Here is a 26,306-nt window from a genome sequence, read left to right as displayed (position 1 = left end):
TTTTTGATTAACCGCAGAGGGCGCAGAGGGCGCAGAGAGGAAGAGAAGCAGGATTTAAAGATATTGTTGTAAAATTTTGGCGGTTGCTGTTCCGGTTTTGTGCCAGCTAAATTGGGCCGATCGCGCTAAGCTAGATTTTTTTAAGTGCGATCGCACTTTTGAATCTGTGGCTACTGTTTGCATGGCTGCGGCTATTTCTCCGACGCTGTAGGGATTGACTAATAATGCCGCATCTCCGGCTACTTCTGGCATCGATGACAGGTTGGAAGTGATGACTGGTGTACCGCAGGCCATTGCTTCTAAAATCGGCAAGCCGAATCCTTCCCAGAGTGTGGGAAACACCAGGGCGATCGCCTGATTCATCAGTACGGGCAATTGCGAGTAGGGAACGTAACCGAGAAACTTTACCAAAGATTGTAAACCCAATTGTTCTACTTGTGCGATCGACTGCGGCGTGTAGGCGTTGGGAGGCCCGGCTAGCCAAAGTTCGTAGTTTGTGCGATCGGCTAAACTTGCAAATGCAGCAATTAATCTTTCTAAGTTTTTGTAACTATCGTGTCTGCCGGTATAAAGAAAATAATTTTTTGCTGGCAAGTCGAGACAGCGAAAATTAATATTATCACAAGCTAGGGGAATTGCGGTCATTTTCTGACGCGAAATCTGGTAAAAGTTAGCAACATCTGTCGCCGTTGCTTGAGAATCGCAAATAATATGTTCGGCTTGTCGCAAAACCTGGGGTATGTAGTAGCGGAAATAAGCTGTCAGCCGAGATAACTTTTGGGGGAATCGCAAAGGAATTAAATCGTGAACCGTAACTATGTAGCGGCATTTGGAATATAAAGGTGCTTCAGGAATTGGCGAAAATATTAGGTTTGAATCCAATTTATCGTAAATTTTAGGCAATTTAAATTGAGTCCACAGTAGTCTATTAATTTGTCCTTTCGGGCCTCGATCCGGTGTGATATTATCGGGGATTTGATAGCAACTATAATTCTCAATTTGCTGGGAAGTGAGTAATGTTGGTTCTAGGTGTTGCAGTTGCGGGAAAAGATTAGCTGCATAAGTTCCGATTCCCGTGGGTTCGGGAGTTAGAAAGGATAAATTTATTAACAGTTTATTGGACACGTTTTGAGTAAAAATAAACTTGTGATTAGTCGATATTTGATATCAAATCAAGTCGATTTTCGGCGATATCTGTGGGGAAATGGCACTCCCTCCGCTACGCTTCGCCCATTGGTGTCAACTTACGATCAAAAACTTTTGTATTTATCGTTCGCATCTGAGTCCAGATCCCCCTAAATCCCCCTTAAGAAGGGGGACTTTGAGAATACTTTTGTCCCTTTTTAAGAAGCAGGACTTTGAGAATACTCTTGTCCCCCCCTTTTTAAGGGGGGCTAGGGGGGATCGAGGCTTAACTTAACACTAACAGACACTGCCACGTCCTTACCCACAGCTATATCTGTATGCTTAAGGTCGATCGAGCATTTGAGCAATCTCGCCTGGATTTGGCAGCCGAATTGTAGCATATTCCTGGTGAATAATCTCAAAAAAACTCTTGACTTTGTGTTCAAAAGGTGCGAGTCTAAAGTTCTGACTGCGTTGCTGTGCGCCAGCTTGAAGTTCTGTTAACAAATCGGGATTGACAATTAGTTGATGTGAATAGCGGCAAAGTTCCTCAACCGTATTGAACAAAAAGCCCGATCGCCCGTGTTCGACAATTTCCGGTTGTCCACCGCCACAAAACGCGATCGGAGCACAACAGTTTTGCATTGCTTCAACAGTCGCCATCCCAAAATGCTCAAACCTTTGGGGATTGACTTCGCCCAAACCGCAGCCATGCCAAAATATACTCGATTTAGCATAAAGCGATTTTACCTCATCTAAGGAACCATTGACTTTAAGTTCGATCGCCCTTGAATCCTGCTTCAACAAATTCTGAACCGTCTTTAAATAAGGATTTTTCGGAACACTGCTACCAGCTAAAATCAGCCGCCATCCTTGAAGTTCATCTGGATAATCTGCTAGCAAACTGCGGAAAGCTTGGATGAGTTCAATTTGCTTTTTTGTTCCCCCAGCTTCAAACTGTCCCACAGCTAAAATTATCTTTTCCTTCGACACTTTAGCTGTAGCCATTTCCACGGGCGGATACAGCATAAAAGTGGGTTGCAAATTCCAACGTTTCTCCAACCACTTGACAGTAAATTGACTGTTGGCAATAATAAAAGTGTAATCATCCACAGCAAAATGACGGTTGCGAAAAGTATTCGGGAAGTGGCAGAAAAATACTGATATCGGCGACAGCGGTTTGACTTTTTCGAGTTGGTTGGCGTTGACAAAAATATCGTAATTTTTGCTTTCTCTGGCAATTTCATCAAAGGGATTTTCCATATCCTCAGCGATGATACTGGAATCGATGCACTGCATTCCACGTTTCTCGTAAAACTGCAACGGAATAATCTTGATTTTGCATTCTGAAAGGTTGAGTCCGTACCACGACTCTAAGTCGGAAACAGCCACGGGTTTGTTGGCGATAAAAGTAATGTCAAATTCATTTTGCAGCAGCGAGGCGATGGTAGCGACGTATTTTTGCCCGCCGCCGATAAAATGCAGTCCGTGATCGTAAATTGCGATCGACATTTTGCGATCGCCCCGCACCACCTCCAATCGAGGTAAAATGCGATCGACCTTCATTCTACTGTAAATCACCGCCAACTTTTCCGTCAACTGCGGCAATACCGCTGCGACGATTTCCGGCTTCTGATAATCTAGCAGTTTTTTAATCGCGAAAAACAAACTCTCGAACAGCAAATCGTACTGCTTGTTACTAAAAAAATCCGAAGTATGAATCGATTTCACTAATTGCAGAGGTTCGTGTTTCGCCAAATACAAAAATCGATTGCGGTTGCAGAAATACTCGGTGAGTTTGCTACCTTTACTCGATCCTCGATACTCGTGATGGGCGATAGCTGCGGGAGTATAAAGCATTTTCCAACCGCGTTTTTGGCAGCGTTTGGAAAACTCTACATCTTCAAAATACATCACAAAATCTTCATCGATCGGCCCGACATCTTCCAGACATTCCCTGCGGAAAAGCACCGCCGCCCAACAAAGCCCTTCTACTTCCCTTTCTGTATTATACTGTCCCGCATCTTTCTCGCCAAAACCGACATCTTGCCAATAAAAATTAGGTAATTGCTGAATGCCCGCGCTGTTGATTCGCCCGTCTTTAAACAGCAATTTGCCACTAGCTGCACCAACTTTATTGTCAGTTTCTAGGCGTTTAACTAATATTTCCAGCCAGTGACTGTCAAGGGTTGCATCATTATTGAGAAAGCCGATGTATTGCCCTTTTGCTTCGCTGATGCCGAGGTTGAGGGCTTTGGCAAAGTTGTTGGCGGTATTCACAAAAATGCGAACTTTTGGAAACAGTTGGCGCAAAGCATTAACCGAATCGTCTTGAGAGCAATTATCAATTACAATTAAATCGAGTTGTGATTCTGGATACGCAAGTTTTTGTAGAGATTTTAAGCAGTCTTTGGTGTGGCGCAGACCATTATAGTTAACTATAATAAACGAACATATAGGAAGTGTAGTCATCTTTGATGCTTTATGGTTGTCGATCGCCCAATTGAGCAGTAATCTCCTGTAAAATAGCAGTATGTTGCTGCTGTACCGCTTTGATTTGCTCTACTTCAGACTGAAAATTTGCGATCGCCTGTTGTTGACTCTCAAGCTGCGCTGTCACTTCGGGAAACCCGCTGCTGAATTCCGATGTAAGTTTTTTCTCTAGAGTTTGTTGATTTTCTTGCAATTTTTGCAACTGTGTGCTCAAGGTTTGCACGACGCGGGTATTGGCGAAATTGTAAATTACTTGTCTGTCTAGTACGGGCTTGAGCAATTTTCGGACAATTTTTCTGACGGCGATGACTGCGGAACCGAGCCGCCTTTGGTAAGATGTAATTGGAATGTTATAAATGTCAAAGCCCGCTTTGAGAAGCGCAATGTCTTCGTCATCTTCATTTTGGGCGATCGCACTATTTGGTCTTTCCGACAGCGACAACTCAGCAATACCAATTCGCGGCTCCAAAGTTTGCCGCAGTTTATCTATAATTTGTTGAGTCGGTATTTCTTCGTACTGCAATCTTCCGCCTCCTTTAAATTTATGGTGCGCCGAGGGGCACCATCTCGTAGACGTAGCAACGCGCACCATCGGGTAAATTGCCGCTACGAGAATAGTGCAAATCCTAAGTTATACTAACTCGATTTGACTGTCATCACCAATCATAAACCGCAACGCTTTAGGACGCGGCGGCGCATTTGTGAGTTGAGCTCGCTGTCCGATCACGCTGTCAACAATTCGCTGGTGAATGCCAACAATTTTCGCCCCTTGCAATATTACACTGTGTTCGATATCAGCATCAACCATCGTCACGCGATCGGCAATACTGCTGTAAGGCCCGATAAAGCAATTTTCAATGCGGCAATTTTCCCCAATTACCACAGGCCCGCGAACTGTAGAATTAATGATTTCACTACCTTCCCCTACTTGCACTCGCCCGATAATTTGACTTTTGGCATCTACTTTTAATTCAGTTGAAGCTACAATACAGCTATCTAAAATGATTTGGTTTGCACTCAGCAAATCATCTTTTTTCCCGGTATCCAACCACCAACCATCTAAATTGCAGGCTTCTACGTGTTTTTCTTGATTGATTAGCTGTTGGATAGCATCAGTAATTTCGAGTTCCCCGCGGGGCGAGGGTTGAATTTGATCGATCGCCTCGTGAATAGTAGGAGCAAAAAAGTAAATCCCCACCAGTGCTAAATTAGACGGCGGAACTATGGGTTTTTCTACTAACTGTAAAACTCGCCCATTCTCATCAACCTTTGCTACACCGAAAGCACTGGGATTGGGAACTGGGCGCAGCAAAATTAGAGCGTCTAGTTTTTGCTTATTAAAATTCTCTAAAAACGGATCTAGCTGACTCTGAATTAAGTTATCTCCTAAATACATAATAAATGGAGAATCACCCAAAAATGGTCTCGCAATTTTTACTGCATGAGCGAGTCCCGCCGGCTCTGATTGTAAGATATAAGTAATTTTTGCACCGAAGCGAGAGCCATCTCCTGTTTTCGCCTTCACCTCTTCACCTGTTTCAGGACTAATAATAATCCCGATATCCGTAATCCCAGCCGCCACAATGCCTTCAATTCCGTACCACAGTATAGGCTTATTTGCCACAGGAACCAACTGCTTAGCACCCGTATAGGTGAGGGGACGCAAGCGTGTTCCTTTGCCGCCAGAGAGGATGAGTGCTTTCATTGGTGAAATCTAAGTTATCCTTTAGAGTTTGCGGTGCTGGCTTGATTTGCCTGCACTTGTTAGCTCTCGTTAATTTTAAAGCACGGCTACCCCGCTGGCAATAGCTGACCCAAAAGAAGGAAGAATTGACAGTTGACAATTGACGGTTGACAATTGACAGTTGACAATTGACAGTTGACAGTTGACAGTTGACAGAAGGAAGAAGTAATCAAAGCAGGGGTTTCAGGAATCAAGAAGGTTTTCAGTATAGCAACCGCCACATGGGTGAAGACATAAATAACTTCATGAATAGAGTCGATTCCCGTTCTGCATCAATGATTTGATTCCCGTTCTGCAACTGTCAACTGTCCACTGCTATATCTTAGCGGTTGCAATCCAAATGATTTATGGCGATCGAGCATTCAGTCATTTAAAATCTAAAATGGTTTAATAGCGGCCGTATCGGGCGATAACTTGACTACCACTATTCTTGTTATTTGTCAACCACGTCCACATCTGATCGCCCACAGAAAAATGCCACCACTCGTTAGGATGTTGCTCAAAACCAGCAGCTATCATCGCATCTTTCAATATTTGCCGGTGCAGGTGGTATTGCTGTTGTTGCGCGTCCTTGCTATTACCAAAATAATCGGGATAAGAACGTTCTGATATTTCATCAATCGGAGAACCCATATCAATTGGTCGATTATGTTCATCGACTAAAGTTACATCTAAAGCTGCACCTGTACTGTGAGGAGGAGGCGTCGCGCGATCGAGGCTCGGCACAGCCCAAAATTGATACACGTGTTCTATAATTACTTGGCGTTTGTCTTCGGAAACCGGAAATTCGCAGCCTTGAGCTACGGCAATTTGATTGAAAGTATAATCTACCATAAATTGCTGGACTTCCACGGGTCGATAAGCATCAAATATCAGAATTTTCCAATTTTGATGATTTTGCTGTAGCTGAGTTTGAGCTGCTACTAAACTATCTACAACTCCTTGCCGCAAATAGTAAGGTGAATCTGCTTTGCTGTTGTGATAGGGAGCACCCAACTTTTGATAAGGGTGCGGAATTTCAAAGGCAAAATCTTCTGGTGGAATTGGGACTAAAGGCTCGCCGCATTCGTCAATTTCTATTTGCTGATATGGTTTCATATCAAGGTTTTACCTACTTAATTATTACTGGTGAACTACAATTGTATCGCGATTCATTTCTATCAATGAATGTTCCTCAAACATTTCAACCAAATGCGGCAAATTATTCACAAATAAGTCTATAAGTTGGTTGTTATTTATGTTGCCAGTCGTCAATATTAACAGCTTGTAAGGTTGCTGGCTAATCAGAAATGAATCGAGAAAATCTCGATCTTTGGTGATAACAATTCTGCTTTCTTGCATTGAAAGCAAGTTAATTTCTGAATCGGGAGTTGCGTTGAGTCGAGGTAAATCCTTAGTATGAATAGTATCGCAACCAGCAGATTGCAAAACGCGTGCCAGACGTACTGGTAATTGTGCATCTACCAAAAACTTCATTACACTAATACTCGATATATGCTTTTCACTTGAGTCAGCCGTGCTGCAAATAGCAAAGCAGCTAGAATATCTTCATGTTCTAAATCATCATAATCATCTATAATTTCTTTAGCATTCATACCTGAACTAAGTAATTCAAGAATCAACTCTACTGGATATCTGAGACCGCGAATACAGGGTTTTCCGTGACAGATATTTGGATCGAGTGTGATGCGTTGCAAAAGTTCGTTGTCCATGTTTTAGGAGCCACTGTTAAATATATTCTAAGATAAAGATCGTAACTCTAGCTCGGTTTGTAGTAAAGACCTTAGTCCTCAAAAAAATCAGCGGACTAAAGTCCTCACTACAAACATTTAAAAAAATCCTAACTTTGGCGGTAAGCAACTACCGCATAAAACGGATCGCCGCCTCCCATCCCCAGCATTTGCATAAAACTCGGCAAGCTAGACTGTTTAGCAATTACTTCCGGCTTGCTAAATCCGGGTATGTTCGCTCCTTTGACGGAATCAAAGTAACCCTGGACTAATTTTACCCGATCGCCCTCCGAACCTTCCCGCCAAGCCGCAATTGCTTTCTGATAAAACATCCGGTTGGAAAAACTGATAATTGCGACGCCCCCCGGCTTCAAAATCCGGTGCATCTCGGCAAAAATCGCATCCGGGTTTTGCAAATACTGCACCGAAACGCAGTTGACAACCGCGTCAAACTCTGAATCGGGCAGTGGCAATTTAGGATTTGCGTTCAAATTCTGCACGAAATAATGATTCAGTCGGGGATTTTTTGCCAACTCCTCTTCATTCATGCCGTGTCCTTCGACATGAGCAAATTCCATTTCCTCGGGCAAGTGAGACACCCAACTGCTCATCATATCAAAAATCCGAGTATTCGGTTTCAGGCGTTCCCGATACAAGTCGGTTAGTTGCTGAATGAATCCCTCGTCTACGTGCGTCACAAACCGGGGATAGGAATAAAACAGATTGTCGTCGGTGTCGTCTAACTTGGTGCGCTGATTTCCTTGGAGTGGCATAACGTGCGATGTGCGATCGTAACTTTACTCTTCTTATTTTACTAATAATTAAGAAATGTAAACAGATTCCCCAGGATGGACTTTCCGGGACTCGCCTGATCCAATTTTAAATCATTCTCTTCAGAGTTTACTCAGTATTTTTATTATGCAAGACTCTGCTTCATTCAGCTTGTCACCACAGATTCCGGCTCGTTTATGCGTTGATTCAGAACTAAGAATAGCTGAATGAGCTGCTTCAAAATAAGGCATGAGCTGGCTCTTTATAGACGGATCGATCGACTCATTTTTTTTTAAATCATCACACAGGCTAGACACGGCCCATTTGGCATCACTCATCATTGTTGTTTCGTAGGCTTCTTGCACCTCGGATTGGGCGTTCTTTAATTGCTGAATGATTTGATCTAATTTTTTTCTTTGCTCTTCGCACATCACATTAATCACTCCTTGAGAGACTAAATTATATAGGAATAGAACAAATTATTATCGTCGGTATTATTGAACTTGGTGTACTGATTTCCTGGGACTAGAATAAAGTGCGATCGCAACTTTGAGCTTCCTATTTTAGGAATAATTAAGAAATCCAAACAAGTTTGACGAAAATTTAGCTGTTTTTTGCGATCGAGCGTGGGCGATCGCCCTCATTATACTGACTTACTTGCTGCCGACTCCATCTCAAATCTCAAATCCGATGACCGAAAATCCGCGATCGCCCCTTGACAGCTCCCAAATAACATCTTACACTAATAATACGAACGCTAAGTAATAAACCGATGGTTACTATATCCACAGTCGATCGCAAATATCTAGCTAGGTGGCACGACGTTCTCGCCCCCTACAGCCTGGGCTACCGCATCAAACTGCTAGGGCAGCTAGGGACTCGCAGGTTGCAAGAGATACTCGAACCATTTGGGCTGACACCATTTCACTGGTTGGTACTGTGCTGCTTGTGGCAAGAAGACGGGTTGCCAACTTCCAGTATTGGCGACAAACTGCAACAGGTAGGCGGTACACTCACAGGCGTACTCGATCGCATGGAAGAAAGAGGCTTAGTCCGCCGCGAGAGAGACACGCGCGATCGGCGGATTTGGCGAATTTGGCTAACGGATGCAGGCAGGGAACTGCAAGACGTGCTGCCACCGCTGGTGGCGGAGATCCGAGAGAAGTCAATGACTGGCATTTCCAAAGCCGATCGAGAACTCTTCTCCCAATTGATCGATCGGGCGATCGTCAATCTTTCCTAAACCGCCAACAAATAGCTCTTTCGACTGAAGCGCAGCAGCATCTACCTCAACTACATTAAAAACAACTCAAAAATACTACGCACTCTTAAAACAAGCAGTCTTACTAAATAAAAACTACGTACCCTAAACAAACGACATCTTACTAAAGTATCAGGAGTCAAATACCATGAAAGGCACAAACGAAATCAACCCAGAAGAATTCAACGGTAACGGCAAAGGCAAAGCAGTAGCCCTCTTAGAAAAGCCGATCGACAACACCATAGCAAAAAGCCTACCAGTAATCCCCGCGCCAGAAACAGAAATCAGCGCCCCCGCAGAGCTAAAAACCAGCCCAGAAACAGAAATCCAAGCACCCCTGCCGGCGCCGGAAACGCCGAAGAAAAAAGCCCCGAAAGCGATAATTTTAGCAGCGCTGGGCATCGGGGCGATCGCAGCAGGCAGCTTTGGCTACAATTATTGGCAATACGCCTCCATCCACCAAGAAACCGAAAACGCCACAGTAGCCGGACACATCCACCAAGTCAGCAGCCGCATCAACGGTACAGTCGGCGAAGTCTTAGTAGAAGATAACCAACAAGTAAAACCGGGCCAACTGCTGATCAAACTCGACCCCCGCGACTACCAAGTTAAACTGCAACAATCCCAAGCAGCCTTAGAAAACGCCCGCCGCCAAGCCGAAGCAGCCCAAGCGAATATTTCCCTAGCCTCTCAAACCAGCCAAGGTAAAACAGCCCAAGCCCAAGGAGATATCGGCACCGCCAACGCTGGCATTTCCACCGCCCAAGCAGCAATTAGAGAAGCCCAACAAGGCGTACCCGCAGCCGAAGCTGCTGTCGCTCAAGCTGAAGCCGGCGTACCCGCAGCGCAAGCGAAAGTCGCCCAAGCAGAAGCCGGAATTCCCCAAGCTCAAGCTAAAGTGACGGAAGCCGAAGCCGGAATTGCCGCAGCGCAAGCTCAGTTAGTGCAAGCGCAAGCTAATCTTGTGAAAACGCAAGCAGATTATAAACGGTACGAAAGTTTGCAGCAAGAAGGTGCGATCGCCGGCCAGCAATTAGACGCAGCGAGAGCCGCCTACGAAGTCGCCCAAGGCCAAACCACCGCAGCCCAACAAGGAATTGCCCAAGCTAGAGCCAGGTTAGCCCAAGCCAAGGAAGGCGTAACCGCAGCGATCGCAGCAGTAGCGCAAGCTCAAGAAGGAGTAAAGCAAGCTGAAGCTCAAGTCGCGCAAGCCAAAGTCGGCATCGCCAGCGCCCAAGCTAAAGTCGCTGTAGCCCAAGAAGGAATCAGCACCGCCGAAGCCAAACTGGCTGCATCGAAGGGCGGATTGCAACAAGCTCAAGCTACGGGCGAGCAAACTAAGGTCAGTCGATCGCAGTATGATGCTGCTAAGGCTGCGATCGCCCAATCGGAAGCTGCGGTTAAAGACGCTCAACTGCAACTTTCCTACACGAATATCACCGCACCCGCCGCCGGACAAATCGGGCGCAAATCCGTTGAAGTGGGGCAGCGGGTGCAGTCGGGAACTCCGTTAATGGCGATCGTCAGTAACGATTTATGGGTAATTGCTAACTTCAAAGAAACGCAACTGGCAAACATGAAACCAGGCCAAAAAGTAGAAATCAAATTAGATGCTTTTGGTAGCCGCAAATTTGAAGGTCGTCTCGATAGTTTTTCTCCCGCTTCTGGCGCTCAATTCTCCTTATTGCCTCCCGACAATGCCACGGGAAACTTCACCAAAGTAGTGCAGCGGATTCCGGTGAAAGTTGTGTTTGATGCCGAAAGCATTAAAGGCTATGAATCGCGGATTGCACCGGGGATGTCTGCTACTGTAAATGTTGAACTGAAATAAAATCAGGATTTACGCAGAAAATCATGTAGGTGTATACTGCCCTCACTGTCAAGATTTTCTGCGTCTAGAAGTCCCTCTCTCCGATTAAAACCTCATAGTTTGTGGGTGTGTATTGCTAGCCAGCGATTGGTGCGATGGCTTACCAGAAAGAATTGGTTTAAAGCCTCTCTTTTTTAGGGAGAAATTAAAATCAGACGATTCATTACTCCAATCCTCTGACTTCCAGGTAGAGGTCGCTGTCAACTGTCAACTGTCAACTGTCAACTGAATGAAGCCCCACTTCGCGACGACTCACTTTACCTCATCGTACTGGTACCCAATCAGTAATCTGTCGGCTGGCTACACGCGCTTTTTCAGAAAATGGGAGACGAAGGGCGATCGGGCTTTGACTCTCAGACCTGACTCTATTTCTATTTTTTCAGCATAAATCATACTATAATTTTAATTACGAGTATTGTAGAACAGTTTGCTATAATTATTTTAGTCAACGCTAAGAAATCCTAGCCATGACCCAAGCTCCTTCAATCAAAACTGAATATCAAGTAACTGTAAATTATCCAGTCTGGCAAAGAGTTGAGCAAATTGCTGAACAATTCAACTTGTCTGTTTCTGAACTATTGGAACATCTAGCTAAAGGTGAACTGAAAGTTGTTGCTGTTTCAACTAATTCGGAAACACTGAGCGATCGCGAGATTGCCAATTATTTCATTTGGTTAGCCTCGCAATTCGATGTAGAAATAAATGCTTACAAGCTACAAAAACTCGTGTATTACGCTCAAGCTTGGCATTTAGCAATTTATGGCACGCCACTCTTTAATGCGGATTTTCAAGCGTGGGTTCACGGCCCGGTGATTCCTGATTTACTAGAGAAGTATCAAAGCCAATTTAGCTGGGAACCAATTGTAGAAAGAATCGAGCGCCCGAAACTTTCTGAAGAAATCGGGGAATTTCTGGAAGAAGTTGCAGATGCCTATTTGGAGTATGATGATGAAACTTTGGAACGAATGATTTGCGGTGAAATGCCAAGGCAAGAAGCGAGAGGGGATTTGCCCAGAGACGCATCTTGTCATGGGATTATTTCTCAAGAATCGATGAAAAAATATTATTCGGGCCGTGTCAAAGAAGAAACCTCAGTCTAAAATCGTCCCTTCTCAAGGGAAACCGCACGCATAAATATGATACAATACAAACTACGCTCTTTGTAAAAGCCATGTCTCAAGCAACATTAACTGATGTTTCCTTGGATCCAATATTAGAGCGTTTGACGCAACTTGCCCAACTAGAACCTGACTGGGATTCTTATGGTGCATTAGCAATTTCGCCCGTTGCATTTGTAAAAGCCTGTCAGTTACTTATTCATATCAAATACTCTCTTTCGCCTTTAGTTGGCGATCTAATTTTACCCTATGATGCAGCACCAATTGCTAATGGTAGCCTACAACTGGAATGGCGAAGCCCACACGGCAATTTAGAAGTGGAAATTAAACCTGATATGAGTTTCAGCTATCTACTAATTAAGGGAGAGGGAAGCGAGAGAAAATTTGAGGAAAAAAACGAGGTGTCATTATCTGAAGTCCTGAATGTGGTGTCTCAGCTATTGATTGCATAAGTCAGGATGAGATAATGCTAGAAGAAATTGCAGACAATGATATTCTTTATCGTCGAATTCCTAATGTACATCTCTATGAGGATGGTACTGTAAAATCAGTTGCTTTCCAGGTTAGAGGAAAACCTGATAACAGTATCTCAGTTGAGTTAGCGAGGCTAACAACTCCCCAAGAAATTTTAGCTCGTGCGAGAAATCCTGACACTACTAAAGTGGGTGTTTTGGTAGCAGGATCTGCCCGTTCTTTAGGCTTCATTATCCGGCATGACCCCTTGGAGGATAATCCAGCTCATTGTCTGATTGAGGGCGAAAACAATAAAGTCAAGTGTAAACTATTGGCTGAGGCTACAACTATTTTAACTTTGCTTGAGTAAAGGCGATCGCACTTTTTGACAAATTGGGATGTAAGGGCGATCGCCCTTTTTTAGAAAATAGGGAGAGGAGTTTTTAAGACTCTATTTCCCACTTCTCTTAGTTAGTAATCTACATCGTAGTTCATCAAGAAATCAACTTGATTCCCCCCATCCCGATATCTCTTTGCGTCCAGTACATTAAACCTAAAAGAGCAAACCCCTTGTGCAAAGAAAGACCTGTTAGGAAAGTCAATATAGTTTTGACCTGTAGAACTGGTGGAAATATCTTTTGACCCAGTAATCTCCTTACCATCGCATAGCCTCGCGCTCCATCTGATAATAGCAGAAGAGTCTGGACTTGTTAGATTTACATAAAACCCAGCTATTCCCCAAGCATTAGAAGGTTTTTGATAGTCCTGATTCTTATTATATGTATCGCAAACTTGATTTACCAGACAGCTACCACGATTTTCTGGAACAGGCCATCGCTCTCCCGCTCGTGCGATTGAACCGAAAGAAAAACTCGATACAACAGTAACAAACAACAAACCCATTTTTAAGCGGTGCATCAGCTTTATTATCTTTATGGTGTCTATTTATAAATTATTTCCTAAATGCCAAAGTTTTTCAAGCCATATAAAGCCATGTTTAGTAGTTTTTTCCCCTCCCAACTAAGTCATAAAAAGTCATATTTAGCTGGTCAAGTTTGAAAAAGTCATATTTAGTTACGCTATAATCAAGTCGAACCCTTGCATCTGCGTGACTAATGGATATTGAAGAAGCCTTAAAGTTTACTGACAATCTAGCTTTAACTACTACGGGAAAACACTTAGATAGTCTGCAAAAAGCTATACTGCGCGGCGCTTGGGACAATCAAAAATATAAAGAAATTGCACAGGAACACCACCGCTCAGAGAAATATGTTAAAGAAGTTGGTTTCAAATTATGGAAACTTCTATCAGTTGCATTAGGCGAGGAACAAGTATCTAAAGCAAATTTTAGAGCAAAGCTGGAAAATTTACAAGTTTCCAATGTCTCACTCGTCGGGAATGGCTGTATTCATATTCGTAACATCTCCGCAGATACTTTTTACTCTCCCAAAGTCTCACAACCTGCACCGCAAGACAAGGATAAATTTCATGAAAAAACTAGCAATTCCGAACCTAAAATACATTTAGACTTATCCGACGCACCAGAACCCAACCTATTCTATAACCGCACATCCGAACTCTCCACCCTCGAAAACTGGATTTCAAGCCGCACCCGTCTCGTCACCATCCTCGGCTTATCAGGTATTGGCAAAACCGCGCTGACACTCCAACTAATCCCACAAATTCAACACGAATTCGATCGCATTATTTACCGCAGTTTCCGCAACTCCCCACCCCTGGCATCACTCCAAACCGACTTAATTCAATTCTGTAGGGGCGGTGCCCCCGTGCCCGCCCCCTCCCCCGAAGAAAGGGCAACCACGGGGGGATTGCCCCTACTAGAATATCTGCGATCGCACCGCTGTCTGATCGTACTCGATGATATCCAAACCATCTTCAGCAGCCAACAACTCGCAGGCCACTACCAACCAGGCTATGAAAATTACGGCACATTCTTCAAACAAATAGCAGAATCATCCCACAACAGTTGCCTAATCCTACTGAGTTGGGAAAAACCCAGAGAAATAGCCGCCTTAGAAGGCGAAAACCGCCCCTGCAAATCGCTGCAACTCAACGGTTTAGGCACGGAAGCACAAGAAATATTCAGAGAAAAAGGTTTAGCAGAACCGGAGAAATGGTCAGAACTAATCGACCTTTACCGAGGCAATCCCTTATGGTTAAATATAATTGCCACATTGATTCAAGACTTATTCGGCGGCAGCGTTTCCGAATTCTTATCCTATGATACCCTATTCTTAGGTGACTTAGAATCACTATTGGAGCAGCAGTGCGATCGGCTAACCGAACCAGAAAAACAAGTGATATCCTCGTTAGCTAGTGAAGCTGCACCAGTTGAAATATCAAAAATTTCAGCCCATCTCGAATTATCCCCATCAGCATTATTACAAGCTGTGCAATCCTTGGGACGGCGTTTATTAATTGAAAAAGTGAAACAAGGTCAGAAAACACTTTTCACACTCCAGCCTGTATTGATTGAGTATCTGAAAAACCAGCATTAATAACTGACTGAGTTGGCGATTAACTAAATCTATCAATAAACATATCGGGAGTAATAATTTCTACTGTCCTAAAAGGATTTAATATCAACAAATCCATATCCCCCGTAACAATTATATTGGCATTACCACTAACAGCCAACTCTAAAAACTTATTATCTTTTTCATCTCGACACACTGCGATTTTTTCGGTAATAGAGACTAACTGAGAAGAACTGATAAATTTCAGCAAAAATACCTTTCTGTCCTCTAAAGAAAGATACTTGTTAAACTTTTGACGATTCAGAACTTGCTCTAATTCTTTTAAAGTCGCTTCAGAATATAAAATTATTCCTTGTTTTTCTGCCAATTCGATCGCCCGAAATGGTACTGAGGTTTTAAAAAGCAAAGCACTGATTAAAACATTAGTATCGATCGCAAATCTATTCGTCATTATCGGCTAAAATCTCCTGTAATATTTCTGGTGTCAAGCCGCGCTGTTGTGCTTTATCAGAAATTTCTGCCATTACCTCTGTTAAAGTTTTGCTGTGTAAATTTTCTCTCAAAAACAATTGAATGATCGAGCTTAACTGTTTCTGAGTCTCAGGAGTAGCCCCTTCAAACGCCTTCTTAATATCTTCATCAACTTGAATTGTAATTGTTGTCATAACTAAAAAAATAAAAACTTAATAAGAAAACAATTTCTTGCTTAAATTTATTGTATCACAGGGTGTGAAGTTCAATTTCTAGGAAGACCCCATATCCCTCAGCTTGCGCCATGCTATCAGCCAAATCTGCCTCAATGCGCTTACGTGCGATTCACGCTCGGGATAGCTTCGCCGATCGCACATCCGAACTCACCAGCCTCAAACTGTACTATACTATAGAGCGTCGCGGTTGCGACCATCCCTCACGAGCATCCCGATCGCACTCCGATGCAGAGTAAATCTAAAATCTAAAATCGACTAATCTATTACTTACTATAATGAAAATTGCCACCTGGAACGTCAACTCAATTCGCATCCGCATAGAACACATTACTAACTGGTTGCAAACCAACCAAATCGACGTTCTCTGCTTGCAAGAAACCAAAGTTACAGACAAAGACTTTCCCCTGCAACCCTTCCTCGACATCGGCTACAACTGCTACATCTCCGGTCAAAAATCCTACAACGGCGTCGCTATTTTTAGCCGATCGCCCCTGTCACAAGTCAGCGCCGGATTTGCCCCCATTCTCGGCGACGCAACCGTCGGCAGCTTCGACGAACAAAAGCGCCTCATAGCCGGGGTTATAGACGATATTTGCATCATTTCCGTATACGTTCCCAACGGTTCCGAGGTTGGTTCCGAGAAGTATCAATACAAACTGCATTGGCTCAAACTGCTGCAAGAATACCTGAAAATAGCACTAGACAAATCGCCCAACCTGTGCATTTGTGGCGACTTCAACATCGTACCGGACGATCGAGATATATACAATCCCAAAGCTGCTGCAAACTCCGTTGGCCTATCAATACCCGAACGCCAAGCATTAACAGAAATCACCGAATTAGGATTAAACGACCCCTTTCGCAAATTCACATCAGAAGGCGGACATTATAGCTGGTGGGACTACCGCGCCGCCGCATTTCCCCGCAACAACGGCTGGAGAATCGACCACCATTATCTCAGTTTGCCCTTGTACGAACAAGCAAAAAACTGTACAATAGACATGGCTCCCAGAAAATTAGTTAAACCCAGCGACCACGCCCCCGTAATTGTCGAAATTTGATTTATCAGTTATAAATAGGACTAAGGCAAAAGAAACCCGGTTTCTACCATAAATCTTAGGTTGAGCAACGAGAAATTCAAGAAACCGGGTTTCTAAAACCCTAGGTGATGCTTGGCAAAAGAAACCCGGTTTCTAACATAAATCTTAGGTTAAGCAACGAGAAATTTAAGAAACCGGGTTTCTAAAACCCTAGCTTCTTTCTTCTTCCTTCTTCTATAACAACCAACACCCAAAAATCATGTTCTTAGTAACCGGAGCAACAGGCGCACTAGGCCGCCGAATTGTACGAGAAATCAGACAGCAAGAAAAGCCTGTCCGCGCATTTGTTCGCCTCGCTTCTCGCTATTCAGAACTAGAAAACCGAGGCGCCGAAATTTTTATCGGCGACTTAAAACAAGACAAAGATATCAAAAAAGCTTGCCAAGGAGTGCAGTACATCATCAGCACCCACGGCACCGGCGGCGACGTTCAAGCAGTACACTACCGCGCCAACATAGAACTGATCGACTGCGCCAAAGAAGCCGGAGTTGAGCACTTTGTATTTCTTTCTGTACTGGGAGTCGATCGCGGATACGAAGATTCAGCAGTATTCAAAGCCAAGCGAGAAGTCGAAAAATACCTGCAAAACAGCGGATTAAATTATACCATTTTGCGGCCAGCCGGTTTTGCTTCCAGCTTGTTACCGCTAGCAGAAAGATTTCGAGAAACCGGACTTTACCTGCTGATTGGCGACGGCAAAAACCGCACCTCTGTTGTCAGTACCGACGACTTAGCAAAGATTTCCGTAGACTCGCCAACAGTAGAAGGTGCGCGCAACCAAATTTTACCAGTCGGCGGCCCCGATGTGCTGACCAGAGACGACATTGCCCGCATTTTTGGCCGCTTATTCAAGCGCGAACCGATCGTAATTAACCCGCCAATGGTTGTCTTTGACGGATTGCGAAATGCCGTGGGTTTATTGAACCCTCAAGCTCAAAAAGGCTTGGGAACTTTGCGGGTATTGCTGGCTAACGAGTTTTTCTGCACTCCCGAAGAAGTCCAGCACTTAGAATCTATTTACGGCATGAGAATGGAATCCCTAGAAAGCTTTTTGCGGCGCAATTTGAGCGTTTAAAAAACTCGTTCGCAGTTGCGCTTATTTCTCGTTACCAGGCAGAGCCTGGTAATGAATATCCAGAGGCTCTGCCTCGAAATTGCTGCGGAATATCCGATTTACTTTAACAATCGGGATGACAGGATTTGAACCTGCGACCCCCTCGTCCCGAACGAGGTGCGCTACCAAGCTGCGCTACATCCCGAAATTAGTCAATAGATTTTTAAGATATCACATTTAAGTCAAAACTTAGCCACCTCCTAGTATAATGTTTTGTAAAACACTACTCAGACGGAGGCAGGCGTGACAGTTAAGCCCCAGTGGTTGCGAGTTAAAGCCCCCCAATGGGAGCGCGTCGGCAACGTCAAAGAAATTTTGCGGGATTTATCCCTGAATACGGTTTGCGAAGAGGCTTCGTGTCCGAACATCGGCGAATGCTTCAACGCAGGTACTGCTACATTTTTGATTATGGGGCCGGCTTGTACCCGCGCCTGTCCTTACTGCGATATCGATTTTGAGAAAAAGCCCCAAGCTTTAGATCCGACGGAACCCCAAAGATTGGCGCAGGCGGTGCAGCGACTCAAACTCAATCACGTTGTGATTACTTCTGTTAACCGCGACGATTTGCCGGATGGGGGCGCGTCTCAGTTTGTCGAGTGCATTCAAGCTGTACGATCGACAATGCCCGATACAACTATAGAAGTTTTGATTCCCGACTTGTGCGGCAACTGGCAAGCTTTAGAAATTATTCTCGCAGCCCGGCCCGAGGTACTCAACCACAATACCGAAACCGTAAAGCGACTTTACCGCAAGGTGCGGCCGCAAGGAAAGTACGATCGCACCCTGGAACTATTGCAACGCAGCCGCGAACTCGCACCTGGGGTTTACACCAAATCCGGGATTATGGTGGGACTGGGAGAAACAGATGCCGAAATTCGCGAGGCGATGCAGGACTTGCGGGCTGTTGGCTGCGATATTTTGACCGTGGGACAGTACCTGCAACCGACTCAAAAGCACTTGAACGTTGAAAATTTTGTGCCGCCGGAACAGTTTGATGCTTGGAGAGAGTTTGGCGAATCTTTGGGATTCTTGCAAGTTGTCGCTTCTCCCTTAACTCGCAGTTCCTATCACGCCGAACAGGTGAGAGAATTGATGAAACTTTACCCGCGCTAGTAATTTAAGTTTAACTGAACTGGCGCGAGAGAGAATGATTGTCACTCAAACTCGATCGCGTAACAGCATTGTTAAACAGTTGACAGTTGACAGTTGACAGTTGACAGCGAAGTGATAAGAACGGAGATTTAAACTCCGCTCTTATCACAATCTGCCGACCTGAGTAAGGGCTTCAAACCCATGCTATTCGGTGACAATTTAACCTAGGGAAGCATTTGCTCCTCAGCAATTATACTTACAGCTTGCTCTAATTTTGGGTGAAAAACTGAGATTTAGGCGATCGATATAGCTGCAAGCTTCCCTAACGTCCGGAGTGCCATATCGATCGCCCCTCGCCCCCAAATTGCGAATTTTACACTCCTAAAAAAACAGTTTTTTCGGTAATCTTACTGATTGACAAATGCAATGCCATTCTTGACTTTTCACCAATAGGTAACGGCGAGGAAAAACCTACGCTTTCTGTGCCAGCGGGAGTTCAAAAGACCCGGTTTTTGATGCCGATCATATTGGGTGAGGTTAAATGGGAAGCCCCAGCCAACACCAAAAAAGTTATAGATCGATCGCCACATCCAACTCCCAACCTACGCCAAATACATCGATTAACCGGGTTTTTTCCTGGAATTCCTGGGTTGAAATGCCGAATTTTTGTCAGGAAACCCGGTTTTTCCCTTAACTGCCAACTCGATAAGGGAGACTCAAAAAACCATGAATCTCATATGGTGCAAGGGATTAAGCTTCCTGTGAGCTGTGGGGTATTTAATCAAGAACCCCGAATTATATAAAGTTTTATTAAAAAAATCCCTATTTTGGCGAAGTGATCGGGAACGAGGTTATTGGTGATGAAGATTAACTTAACTTCTGACCTTGGTCACTTGTTTATAGCCAGTCTCTATCTATACTAGCTATATAAACAAAGAAGTACAACGCACTTTTCGGGGCTTCAAACTGTTACATCAGAAAGTTCTTAGCGTTTTCCCGAATCTTGGTAAAACAAGTGGGGCAGCCAAAGCTCGATCTCTCCAACAGCACAAAAGTCAGAAAAGTTAGTAAAGAAACAAACAGCGGTGATGCTTCGTCTTAACAAAGTGGGCATCATAATTATAAATAACCGCTAAGCGTAGCATCTTTTCACCCGGAGCCATTGAGAAAATCACTATGCCAGCCACCTCTTTTTACGCTCAAGCTGAATTCGACGAACAACTGCGAGTCAATCCCTTGCAAGATGTAGATGTGTTGGATGAAGATGCTGAAGAAGCTGGAGACGAACCCATCGACCAAGACTCAGCAGAGACTGAAGATGCAGACACAGCATCCAAATTGCAAAAAAACGCTAGCCGCCGCACTACAGATTTAGTGCGCCTGTACTTACAGGAAATCGGTCGGGTGCGTCTCTTGGGTAGAGACGAAGAAGTCTCCGAAGCTCAAAAAGTTCAGCGCTACATCAAATTGCTGGAATTGCGCAACACCGTCGCTTCCCAGGAAGAAGGGCTGATTCAAAGCTTCGTGCATTTAATAGAAGTGCGCGATCGCCTGTCTGCACAATTGGGACACAAACCTTCCCTGGAACGCTGGGCATTAACCGCAGGCATCAGTGACGTGCCAGAACTCAAGCGAATTATGGCCGAAGGCAAGCGCCAGTGGGCAGAATTGGCCGAGATGACGGTAGAGGCGATCGAAAAAATTCAAGCTGAAGGCATCGAAGCTAAAGACCACATGATTAAGGCGAATTTGCGCCTGGTGGTTTCCGTGGCAAAAAAATATCAAAATCGCGGTTTAGAATTGCTCGATTTAATACAAGAAGGTACTCTCGGACTGGAACGAGCTGTCGAAAAGTTCGACCCGACACGGGGCTATCGGTTTAGCACATACGCCTACTGGTGGATTCGCCAGGGAATCACGCGGGCGATCGCGACTCAAAGCCGCACCATCCGCCTCCCCGTCCACATCACCGAAAAACTTAACAAAATCAAGAAAGCCCAGCGCAAAATATCTCAAGAAAAAGGTCGCACAGCTACGATCGAAGATATCGGCGTCGAATTGGACATGACTGCCGCTCAAGTTCGGGAAGTATTGCTGCGAGTTCCTCGCTCTGTTTCTCTGGAAACTAAAGTGGGCAACGAAAAAGATACAGAGTTGGGCGACTTACTCGAAACCGACAGCATCTCGCCAGAAGAAATGCTGATGCGAGAAGCTCTGCACCGCGACTTGCAACAATTGTTGGCAGATTTGACTAGCCGCGAACGAGATGTTATTCTGATGCGCTTTGGTTTGGGCGACGGACACCCCTACTCGTTGGCAGAAATCGGTCGAGCTCTGGACTTGTCCCGCGAGCGAGTCCGCCAAATTGAAGCCAAAGCTTTGCAAAAACTCCGCCAACCCAAGCGTCGCAACCGCGTGCGCGACTATCTTGAGTCTCTGACTTAAATTAGCTGGTGTGCATTTACTGACAAATAGGGTTTAAAGCCTCGTCCTTCTTATAGGACGGCTTTCATCATAGGGTATGTATTGTGGATGCGCGAGATCTAAAAATCCGGTCTCAACTCTAGAATCCCAAAACAATCCTATAGGTTGAGGCATCAACCTATAGGGCTAGGCAATATCAAACAAGCGATGCTTGCTTTGTCTGTTTGAATCCAGAATCCCGATTCCTCAAGGTTCGGGAGTATGTCAGTGTATTGGTAATGTCCGTTTCTGGATCTAGGTAGAAGGCAGAAGACAGAAAGCATAAAGCAGAAGAAAAAATTATTACTTCTACACGATTTCTCTGTCTAATTACTAGAAACACGAATATTGGAGTATATTGGGGTAAGTCAATAGATCGGCTTTGCAACTTGATTTGAAAATCAGAGTTCAACAAACATCTCAGGTCGAAAGATGCTAAAACCTCAAAAAGGATTTTCCATTGCCACTAAGTCAGTCAAGGCGAAATTGCTTCGTTCTGGTTTTGATATGCAGCCAACTAAGGCAGCCTATAACGAGATAGTTCATTTCTATTTCCTACTAATTGCCGAAGCTCCTCAAGGCATCCTGACAAAAGAAAATGGAGGCTGGCGTTACTACGAGCTACTCACGGCTAATCATCCTTTCGTAAAAGGCTTTCCTTCTGGGATGAAGAGAGCAGCCATCAGGCAAGCAATTGGTGCTTATAAAAGCTGGAATTCAACCTATCAAAAATGGTTGAATCGCCCAAAAAGGCTCAAGCACCACAAGCCACCGCTCCATCAAGGAGCGTTTAACTTTAACCCTCAGTACGATGCTGGGATGTGGAAAGAGGATGATGGTTTTTCTATTGTTCTAAAGATGCTGGTAGGCGATTCATGGAAGTGGATAAAACATCAGTATCAATGCCCTGACGTTCCGACCCAATGGGTAAAAGGCTCCCCTAGAGTGCAGGTTCAAAACGGTTCTTTGTGGATAGTTTTTCCACTTGAAAAATACGTTCCTGCTACGGGTGGCATCAAAGGAATCATGGCAAAAAGCACGTTTCGGACCTGCGGAATTGACATGGATCTCGACAAGTTCATCGTCATTGCTAGCATCCTAGAAACCAACGACAGAGGCGAAACGACTGAAGTCGCTAGACATTTCATTAACCAGTCGCGTCATGTAGCTCGTAGGAAGCGGAATCTAGGAAATATCGCCATCAAAATGGGCAAAACGGGAATCATTTCCCGTGGCTTTGCTAAAAAAGCATGGGACTCTTTATCTGCTGTGGAAATTGAATATTCAAGAGCCGTATCCCGCGAGCTTGTTGAGTTGGCCAATCATTGGCGGGCAAATGTGATTAGCTTTGAGCATCTGGGAAATTTGCGACCCAAACGCGGGAAATATTCAAGACGCTCAAATCAAAAACGTGCTTACTGGTTGAAAGGCAAAATCTATGAACAAGTCAAACGAATTGCTTATCAAGATTATGCAATTCTCACAACTCGCGTTAGTCCGATGAATACGAGCCGTCTTACCCCTTGGGGCGAGCCTGTCTGGAGAGGATGCAAATTCCCTTCAAGCCCGACTGAGTTTGATAGCTATCGACCGGGGGCTGCATTAGTAGCAACTGTGGATGGGTACAAAGCTCATAGTGGTTTAAATGCCGCTCGTAATGTGGCTCTAAAAGCAATTAAGCGCCATCTTTCAGAGGTGATGCTTCATCAAAAAAGCCTACAGCAGTAATGCTTGAGGTGTGCAATTAAACTAGAACGGTGTTTGGCGACTACCACTTTAATTGTACGAGGCTTGGGTAAACTGCCTAAAAATTCCTTTCCACTACGCTCTATTTGGTTGGGCTAGCCCCACAAACTGAAGGAAGCGACTACGGAGGAGTTGAAAAAGTGAACTATAGGTGGAATGTTGTGATTTATTCCAATTTACTCCAATTATGGGTTACTCTAAGGCTTTATGGTATGTGTGCCGTCAAAAATTATCAAAAACTAAATTTTTACCCCAAGCTTTTTTCAATAAGCTCGCATATTTGCAAAATATCTCGATCGCTGTGTATGATTGTCAATAGGCAGACTTTCTTGAGAGGGTCACTATGGCACTTTACACCGCGTCCTCATTCAAATCCGAACTCAATGACAAAGGCTGGCGGATGACTCCCCAACGGGAAACCATCTTGCACGTGTTTCAGAACCTCCCCAAAGGCAACCACCTGAGTGCGGAGGATTTGTACACTTTGTTAAAAAATCGTGGCGAAAACATTAGCTTGTCCACCATTTACCGAACTTTAAAGTTAATGGCAAGGATGAGCTTGCTCCGCGAACTCGAACTAGCTGAAGGTCACAAACACTATGAAATAAACCAGCCTTACCCGCACCACCACCACCACCTAGTCTGCGTTCAGTGCAACAGAACGATCGAATTTAACAACGATTCGATTTTGAAAATTGGGATGAAACAAGCTGAAAAGTCTGGGTTGCACCTGCTAGACTGCCAGTTAACGATTCATACGGTGTGCCATGAAGCTTTGCGGATGGGATGGCCGTCTTTGGTTTCCAGCAATTGGTCTTGTCCGAGGTCGATCGCCCAGAATGGCAACAGTGCCCCTGATGCAATCGAGTGAGAATACACTATTTTCGCATTTCAAGTACGGCTGGTTAGAATTATTAACGAAACTCGGCGCAAGTGTGATTCGCAGTTACGCCGAAACCGGGTTTCTGAAGGAAAATATATCATTTCCAGAATGAGTCGGAAACCAGAAACCCGATGGCTTTGACGTAACACCCGCAAGTCCGCTGCTAAAAAGTTTGGCTCAACAAATCCTTGCTGCTCACCCCGTAACTGCGCTGAGCTCGATCGAGCGCGTCTTTCGTCGGAGCATCCAAAACTCCGGTGACGGAACCCGTGTAAAAGCCGAGGCCTTGCAGCCGCGTTTGTAATTGCTGAATGCTCGATCGAGAATTGACACTGCTGCTAATCGGCACAGCAGGAACAGTAACTCGCCCAGCTAACCCCTTTTGGATTGCGGCCAAAGTTGCCGGAGTGGCAATACCCGTAGCCGGGGACAAATTGCGCTCGCGTTGAAAGGACAGCACCGCCCACTCAGTCTCGGCTCCAAATACTCCATTCACCGGGCCAGGGTTTTTCCCCAGACTTCTGAGCGCAGACTGAAGCTGTCGGACACCAGGCCCAGTATCCCCCCGTCGCAGACCCGTTGCGACGGGCTGCTGCGGCTTTGCAGCCTGCTTGTTGGCTTGTCTCAAAGCCGATCGAGTGCTGCGATCTACTGTGCCAGTCCCGGACAGCCCGCTATCTCTCTGAAATCCGATCAAAGCTTCTTGAGTTGGTCGATCGAACCAACCGTGAATCTGGCTCCTGTAATAACCCAATTGTTGCAGCCGCCGCTGCAACAATTCTACTTCTCGACCTGTGTCGCCCAAATCCAGAAAATCTCCAGCATTATTACTCTGATCGTCATTTTCTCCTGGATATAAAGTAATTTCAGCTTCCCTCATCTGGGCATCTATCGCCTTCAAAGTAGCAGTGTCAGCGCAGCCGTCAGAAACCAGATTGAAATCTTGCTGAAAACGAGTCACAGCGTAGAGAGTGCGTTCGCGAAACTTGCCGTCAATGCCGCCCTCAAAATAGCCTAAAGCTTTTAACTGCCGCTGGATCAAGTCTACCGTCGCCCCTCTGTCGCCGAACCGCAGCCCCTTGCAACCGCCATTTTCCGAAATATCAGGAGGAGTAACGGGGGGAGTTGGCCTGGTGGAAGCAAACAGCAAGGCTAAAGTTTGCCTGTCAGCAACTCCAGTCACCCGCAGTCGATTAATGCGCTGGAAGTATCTCACCGCATTGAGAGTAATTTCGCGAAAACTCCCTGTGGGATGCGTGTTGAAGTAGCCTAGCTCTTTCAACCTGCGCTGGAGAGTGGTAACATCTGCACCCGAGTCTCCATAACGCAGCTCGTTATAGCTATAGTTTGTATAAGTAGTTTTAAAAGATCGATCGTCCTCGTCTAAACTGTTGAGCGCTATCACCGTAGATCGATCGGGCTTACCAGTCAGCGACAGTTGATAGTCTCGTTGAAAGTTAGTCAGAGCTTGTTTTGTTACCGGGCCGAGCTGACCAGTAGAAGATCTAGGAAAATAGCCAAGATCCCGCAATCTGTCTTGAACAGAGCGCAAATTGGGATTTCCTGGATCTATTTGAGCAAAAGCCGAACCGGCTGCGCTCAAAACCGACAGCATCAAAGCCAGAGACAGCAAACGGACATAAGTCTGAGTCGATAGGTTTTGCCACTTGGGAGGATCAAAAATTTTCAACTCTTGTGCGGGTGCTTCGCAAACAAGAGCAAGTTCGAGGTAGGCGAGAGATTCCATAAATTTTTAGTGTGAAATTGTGGCTGTGATGTACGAGCAAACTCAAGCTGAGCTTTGGGTTGCTCAGGATCTATCAAGACTAAGTTTTACCTGTTTGCGCGAAGCACCCGTGTTAAAAAAAAATGCCTTCAAAAATAATTACAGGTAACAACCACGATAGCATCGCTGTTTCGAGAGACGCGAGTGTCAGGAAAATAGTTTGCAGCCACATCTTAGCCTTGCTGAGGGAAAAATGACCAGTTTTTGGCTATTATTGGCTAAAAACAAAATTTTGTATTAGAAAAATATTAGTTGTTGACCAAAGAGCGAGACGCAAGCCCCTGGCTTTAGACATGGGGATAAGTCGGTAGCGGTTTCAACCGCCTTCTGTATTTAACAAAGCTTAATAAAG

The 26,306-nt window shown here is 44.9% G+C and carries 26 protein-coding genes and 1 tRNA gene; 13 read left to right on the top strand and 14 right to left on the bottom strand.

The features are described 5' to 3' along the window. Window positions 1-54 precede the first annotated feature (54 nt). From JGK07_RS17145 to JGK07_RS17105, 9 genes are all read right to left on the bottom strand, one after another. Window positions 55-1,125, bottom strand: coding sequence for a glycosyltransferase family 1 protein (locus tag JGK07_RS17145; protein WP_293182886.1), 1,071 nt, complete (start codon window positions 1,123-1,125; stop codon window positions 55-57). Between the two features lie 342 nt (window positions 1,126-1,467). After that, window positions 1,468-3,597: a glycosyltransferase gene (locus JGK07_RS17140; RefSeq protein WP_293242532.1), complete on the bottom strand. Its 2,130-nt coding sequence runs from the start codon at window positions 3,595-3,597 to the stop codon at window positions 1,468-1,470. Window positions 3,598-3,607: 10 nt separating this feature from the next. Next, window positions 3,608-4,141, bottom strand: coding sequence for a hypothetical protein (locus JGK07_RS17135; protein ID WP_293203531.1), 534 nt, complete (start codon window positions 4,139-4,141; stop codon window positions 3,608-3,610). 108 nt (window positions 4,142-4,249) lie between these two features. Continuing rightward, a complete protein-coding gene (locus JGK07_RS17130) occupies window positions 4,250-5,323 on the bottom strand; it encodes a glucose-1-phosphate thymidylyltransferase (RefSeq protein WP_293182892.1) in 1,074 nt (357 codons plus the stop codon). A gap of 426 nt (window positions 5,324-5,749) precedes the next feature. Then, the gene (locus tag JGK07_RS17125) at window positions 5,750-6,460 is read right to left on the bottom strand and encodes a M15 family metallopeptidase (protein ID WP_293218573.1); all 711 of its coding nucleotides are present in this window, start codon (window positions 6,458-6,460) and stop codon (window positions 5,750-5,752) included. A 24-nt stretch (window positions 6,461-6,484) separates the two neighbouring features. Continuing rightward, window positions 6,485-6,838 (bottom strand): DUF5615 family PIN-like protein, encoded by a 354-nt coding sequence (locus JGK07_RS17120; RefSeq protein ID WP_293182896.1) that lies wholly within the window; start codon window positions 6,836-6,838, stop codon window positions 6,485-6,487. Further along, a complete protein-coding gene (locus tag JGK07_RS17115; RefSeq protein WP_293218571.1) occupies window positions 6,838-7,074 on the bottom strand; it encodes a DUF433 domain-containing protein in 237 nt (78 codons plus the stop codon). The genes JGK07_RS17120 and JGK07_RS17115 overlap by 1 nt, the downstream gene beginning before the upstream one ends. Before the next feature lie 128 nt (window positions 7,075-7,202). Beyond that, a complete protein-coding gene (locus JGK07_RS17110) occupies window positions 7,203-7,865 on the bottom strand; it encodes a class I SAM-dependent methyltransferase (protein WP_293197373.1) in 663 nt (220 codons plus the stop codon). Window positions 7,866-7,985: 120 nt separating this feature from the next. Further along, the gene (locus tag JGK07_RS17105; protein WP_293182902.1) at window positions 7,986-8,294 is read right to left on the bottom strand and encodes a hypothetical protein; all 309 of its coding nucleotides are present in this window, start codon (window positions 8,292-8,294) and stop codon (window positions 7,986-7,988) included. Window positions 8,295-8,635: 341 nt separating this feature from the next. Between JGK07_RS17105 and JGK07_RS17100 the strand changes: the two genes are divergently transcribed. The 5 genes from JGK07_RS17100 (at window position 8,636) to JGK07_RS17080 (ending at window position 12,935) form a co-directional block, all read left to right on the top strand. After that, on the top strand, window positions 8,636-9,106 hold the full coding sequence (locus tag JGK07_RS17100; protein ID WP_293197375.1) for a MarR family transcriptional regulator: 471 nt from the start codon (window positions 8,636-8,638) through the stop codon (window positions 9,104-9,106). A gap of 166 nt (window positions 9,107-9,272) precedes the next feature. After that, a complete protein-coding gene (locus tag JGK07_RS17095) occupies window positions 9,273-10,955 on the top strand; it encodes an HlyD family secretion protein (protein WP_293182906.1) in 1,683 nt (560 codons plus the stop codon). Between the two features lie 506 nt (window positions 10,956-11,461). Further along, window positions 11,462-12,094, top strand: coding sequence for a type II toxin-antitoxin system antitoxin SocA domain-containing protein (locus JGK07_RS17090; protein WP_293197377.1), 633 nt, complete (start codon window positions 11,462-11,464; stop codon window positions 12,092-12,094). Between the two features lie 71 nt (window positions 12,095-12,165). Next, a complete protein-coding gene (locus JGK07_RS17085) occupies window positions 12,166-12,564 on the top strand; it encodes a hypothetical protein (RefSeq protein WP_293197379.1) in 399 nt (132 codons plus the stop codon). 14 nt (window positions 12,565-12,578) lie between these two features. Continuing rightward, entirely contained in the window at window positions 12,579-12,935 is a 357-nt protein-coding gene (locus tag JGK07_RS17080) for a hypothetical protein (protein ID WP_293197381.1), read from the top strand. Window positions 12,936-13,036: 101 nt separating this feature from the next. On the opposite strand, the gene JGK07_RS17075 is transcribed toward JGK07_RS17080, so the two are convergent. Further along, window positions 13,037-13,483, bottom strand: a complete 447-nt coding sequence (locus tag JGK07_RS17075) for a hypothetical protein (protein ID WP_293197383.1) — start codon at window positions 13,481-13,483, stop codon at window positions 13,037-13,039. Between the two features lie 197 nt (window positions 13,484-13,680). On the opposite strand from JGK07_RS17075, the gene JGK07_RS17070 reads away from it, so the two are divergent. Next, window positions 13,681-15,084 carry an NB-ARC domain-containing protein gene (locus JGK07_RS17070; RefSeq protein WP_293197385.1) on the top strand — a complete coding sequence of 468 codons (1,404 nt, stop codon included), beginning with the start codon at window positions 13,681-13,683 and terminating at the stop codon, window positions 15,082-15,084. 19 nt (window positions 15,085-15,103) lie between these two features. Here JGK07_RS17070 and JGK07_RS17065 read toward each other — a convergent pair whose 3' ends face one another. Together JGK07_RS17065 and JGK07_RS17060 are read right to left on the bottom strand one after the other, a co-directional pair. Beyond that, window positions 15,104-15,514, bottom strand: a complete 411-nt coding sequence (locus tag JGK07_RS17065; RefSeq protein ID WP_293197387.1) for a putative toxin-antitoxin system toxin component, PIN family — start codon at window positions 15,512-15,514, stop codon at window positions 15,104-15,106. Further along, window positions 15,504-15,728, bottom strand: coding sequence for a hypothetical protein (locus tag JGK07_RS17060; RefSeq protein WP_293197389.1), 225 nt, complete (start codon window positions 15,726-15,728; stop codon window positions 15,504-15,506). The genes JGK07_RS17065 and JGK07_RS17060 overlap by 11 nt, the downstream gene beginning before the upstream one ends. Window positions 15,729-15,838: 110 nt before the next feature. Between JGK07_RS17060 and JGK07_RS17055 the strand changes: the two genes are divergently transcribed. From JGK07_RS17055 to JGK07_RS17045, 3 genes are all read left to right on the top strand, one after another. Then, entirely contained in the window at window positions 15,839-16,006 is a 168-nt protein-coding gene (locus JGK07_RS17055) for a hypothetical protein (protein WP_293242529.1), read from the top strand. Between the two features lie 39 nt (window positions 16,007-16,045). After that, window positions 16,046-16,831: an exodeoxyribonuclease III gene (xth, locus tag JGK07_RS17050; protein WP_293182924.1), complete on the top strand. Its 786-nt coding sequence runs from the start codon at window positions 16,046-16,048 to the stop codon at window positions 16,829-16,831. Window positions 16,832-17,069: 238 nt separating this feature from the next. Beyond that, a complete protein-coding gene (locus JGK07_RS17045) occupies window positions 17,070-17,945 on the top strand; it encodes an SDR family oxidoreductase (protein ID WP_293225068.1) in 876 nt (291 codons plus the stop codon). A 110-nt stretch (window positions 17,946-18,055) separates the two neighbouring features. On the opposite strand, the gene JGK07_RS17040 is transcribed toward JGK07_RS17045, so the two are convergent. Continuing rightward, window positions 18,056-18,129: transfer RNA gene (locus JGK07_RS17040), tRNA-Pro, on the bottom strand. Between the two features lie 98 nt (window positions 18,130-18,227). Between JGK07_RS17040 and lipA the strand changes: the two genes are divergently transcribed. The 4 genes from lipA (at window position 18,228) to JGK07_RS17020 (ending at window position 24,156) form a co-directional block, all read left to right on the top strand. Beyond that, window positions 18,228-19,097: a lipoyl synthase gene (gene lipA, locus JGK07_RS17035; RefSeq protein WP_293193525.1), complete on the top strand. Its 870-nt coding sequence runs from the start codon at window positions 18,228-18,230 to the stop codon at window positions 19,095-19,097. Between the two features lie 1,155 nt (window positions 19,098-20,252). Beyond that, window positions 20,253-21,521, top strand: a complete 1,269-nt coding sequence (gene sigC / locus JGK07_RS17030; RefSeq protein WP_293182930.1) for an RNA polymerase sigma factor SigC — start codon at window positions 20,253-20,255, stop codon at window positions 21,519-21,521. Between the two features lie 450 nt (window positions 21,522-21,971). Then, window positions 21,972-23,267: a hypothetical protein gene (locus JGK07_RS17025; protein ID WP_293182933.1), complete on the top strand. Its 1,296-nt coding sequence runs from the start codon at window positions 21,972-21,974 to the stop codon at window positions 23,265-23,267. Between the two features lie 361 nt (window positions 23,268-23,628). Beyond that, entirely contained in the window at window positions 23,629-24,156 is a 528-nt protein-coding gene (locus tag JGK07_RS17020; RefSeq protein ID WP_293147815.1) for a transcriptional repressor, read from the top strand. Window positions 24,157-24,331: 175 nt separating this feature from the next. Here the strand turns inward: JGK07_RS17020 and JGK07_RS17015 are convergent, their stop codons facing one another. After that, window positions 24,332-25,915: a peptidoglycan-binding protein gene (locus JGK07_RS17015; RefSeq protein ID WP_293193526.1), complete on the bottom strand. Its 1,584-nt coding sequence runs from the start codon at window positions 25,913-25,915 to the stop codon at window positions 24,332-24,334. Between the last annotated feature and the right edge of the window lie 391 nt (window positions 25,916-26,306).

This window comes from Microcoleus sp. PH2017_24_DOB_U_A (assembly GCF_020738205.1).
Taxonomy (GTDB): domain Bacteria; phylum Cyanobacteriota; class Cyanobacteriia; order Cyanobacteriales; family Microcoleaceae; genus Microcoleus.
This window is presented reverse-complemented; position numbering and strand designations above follow the sequence as displayed.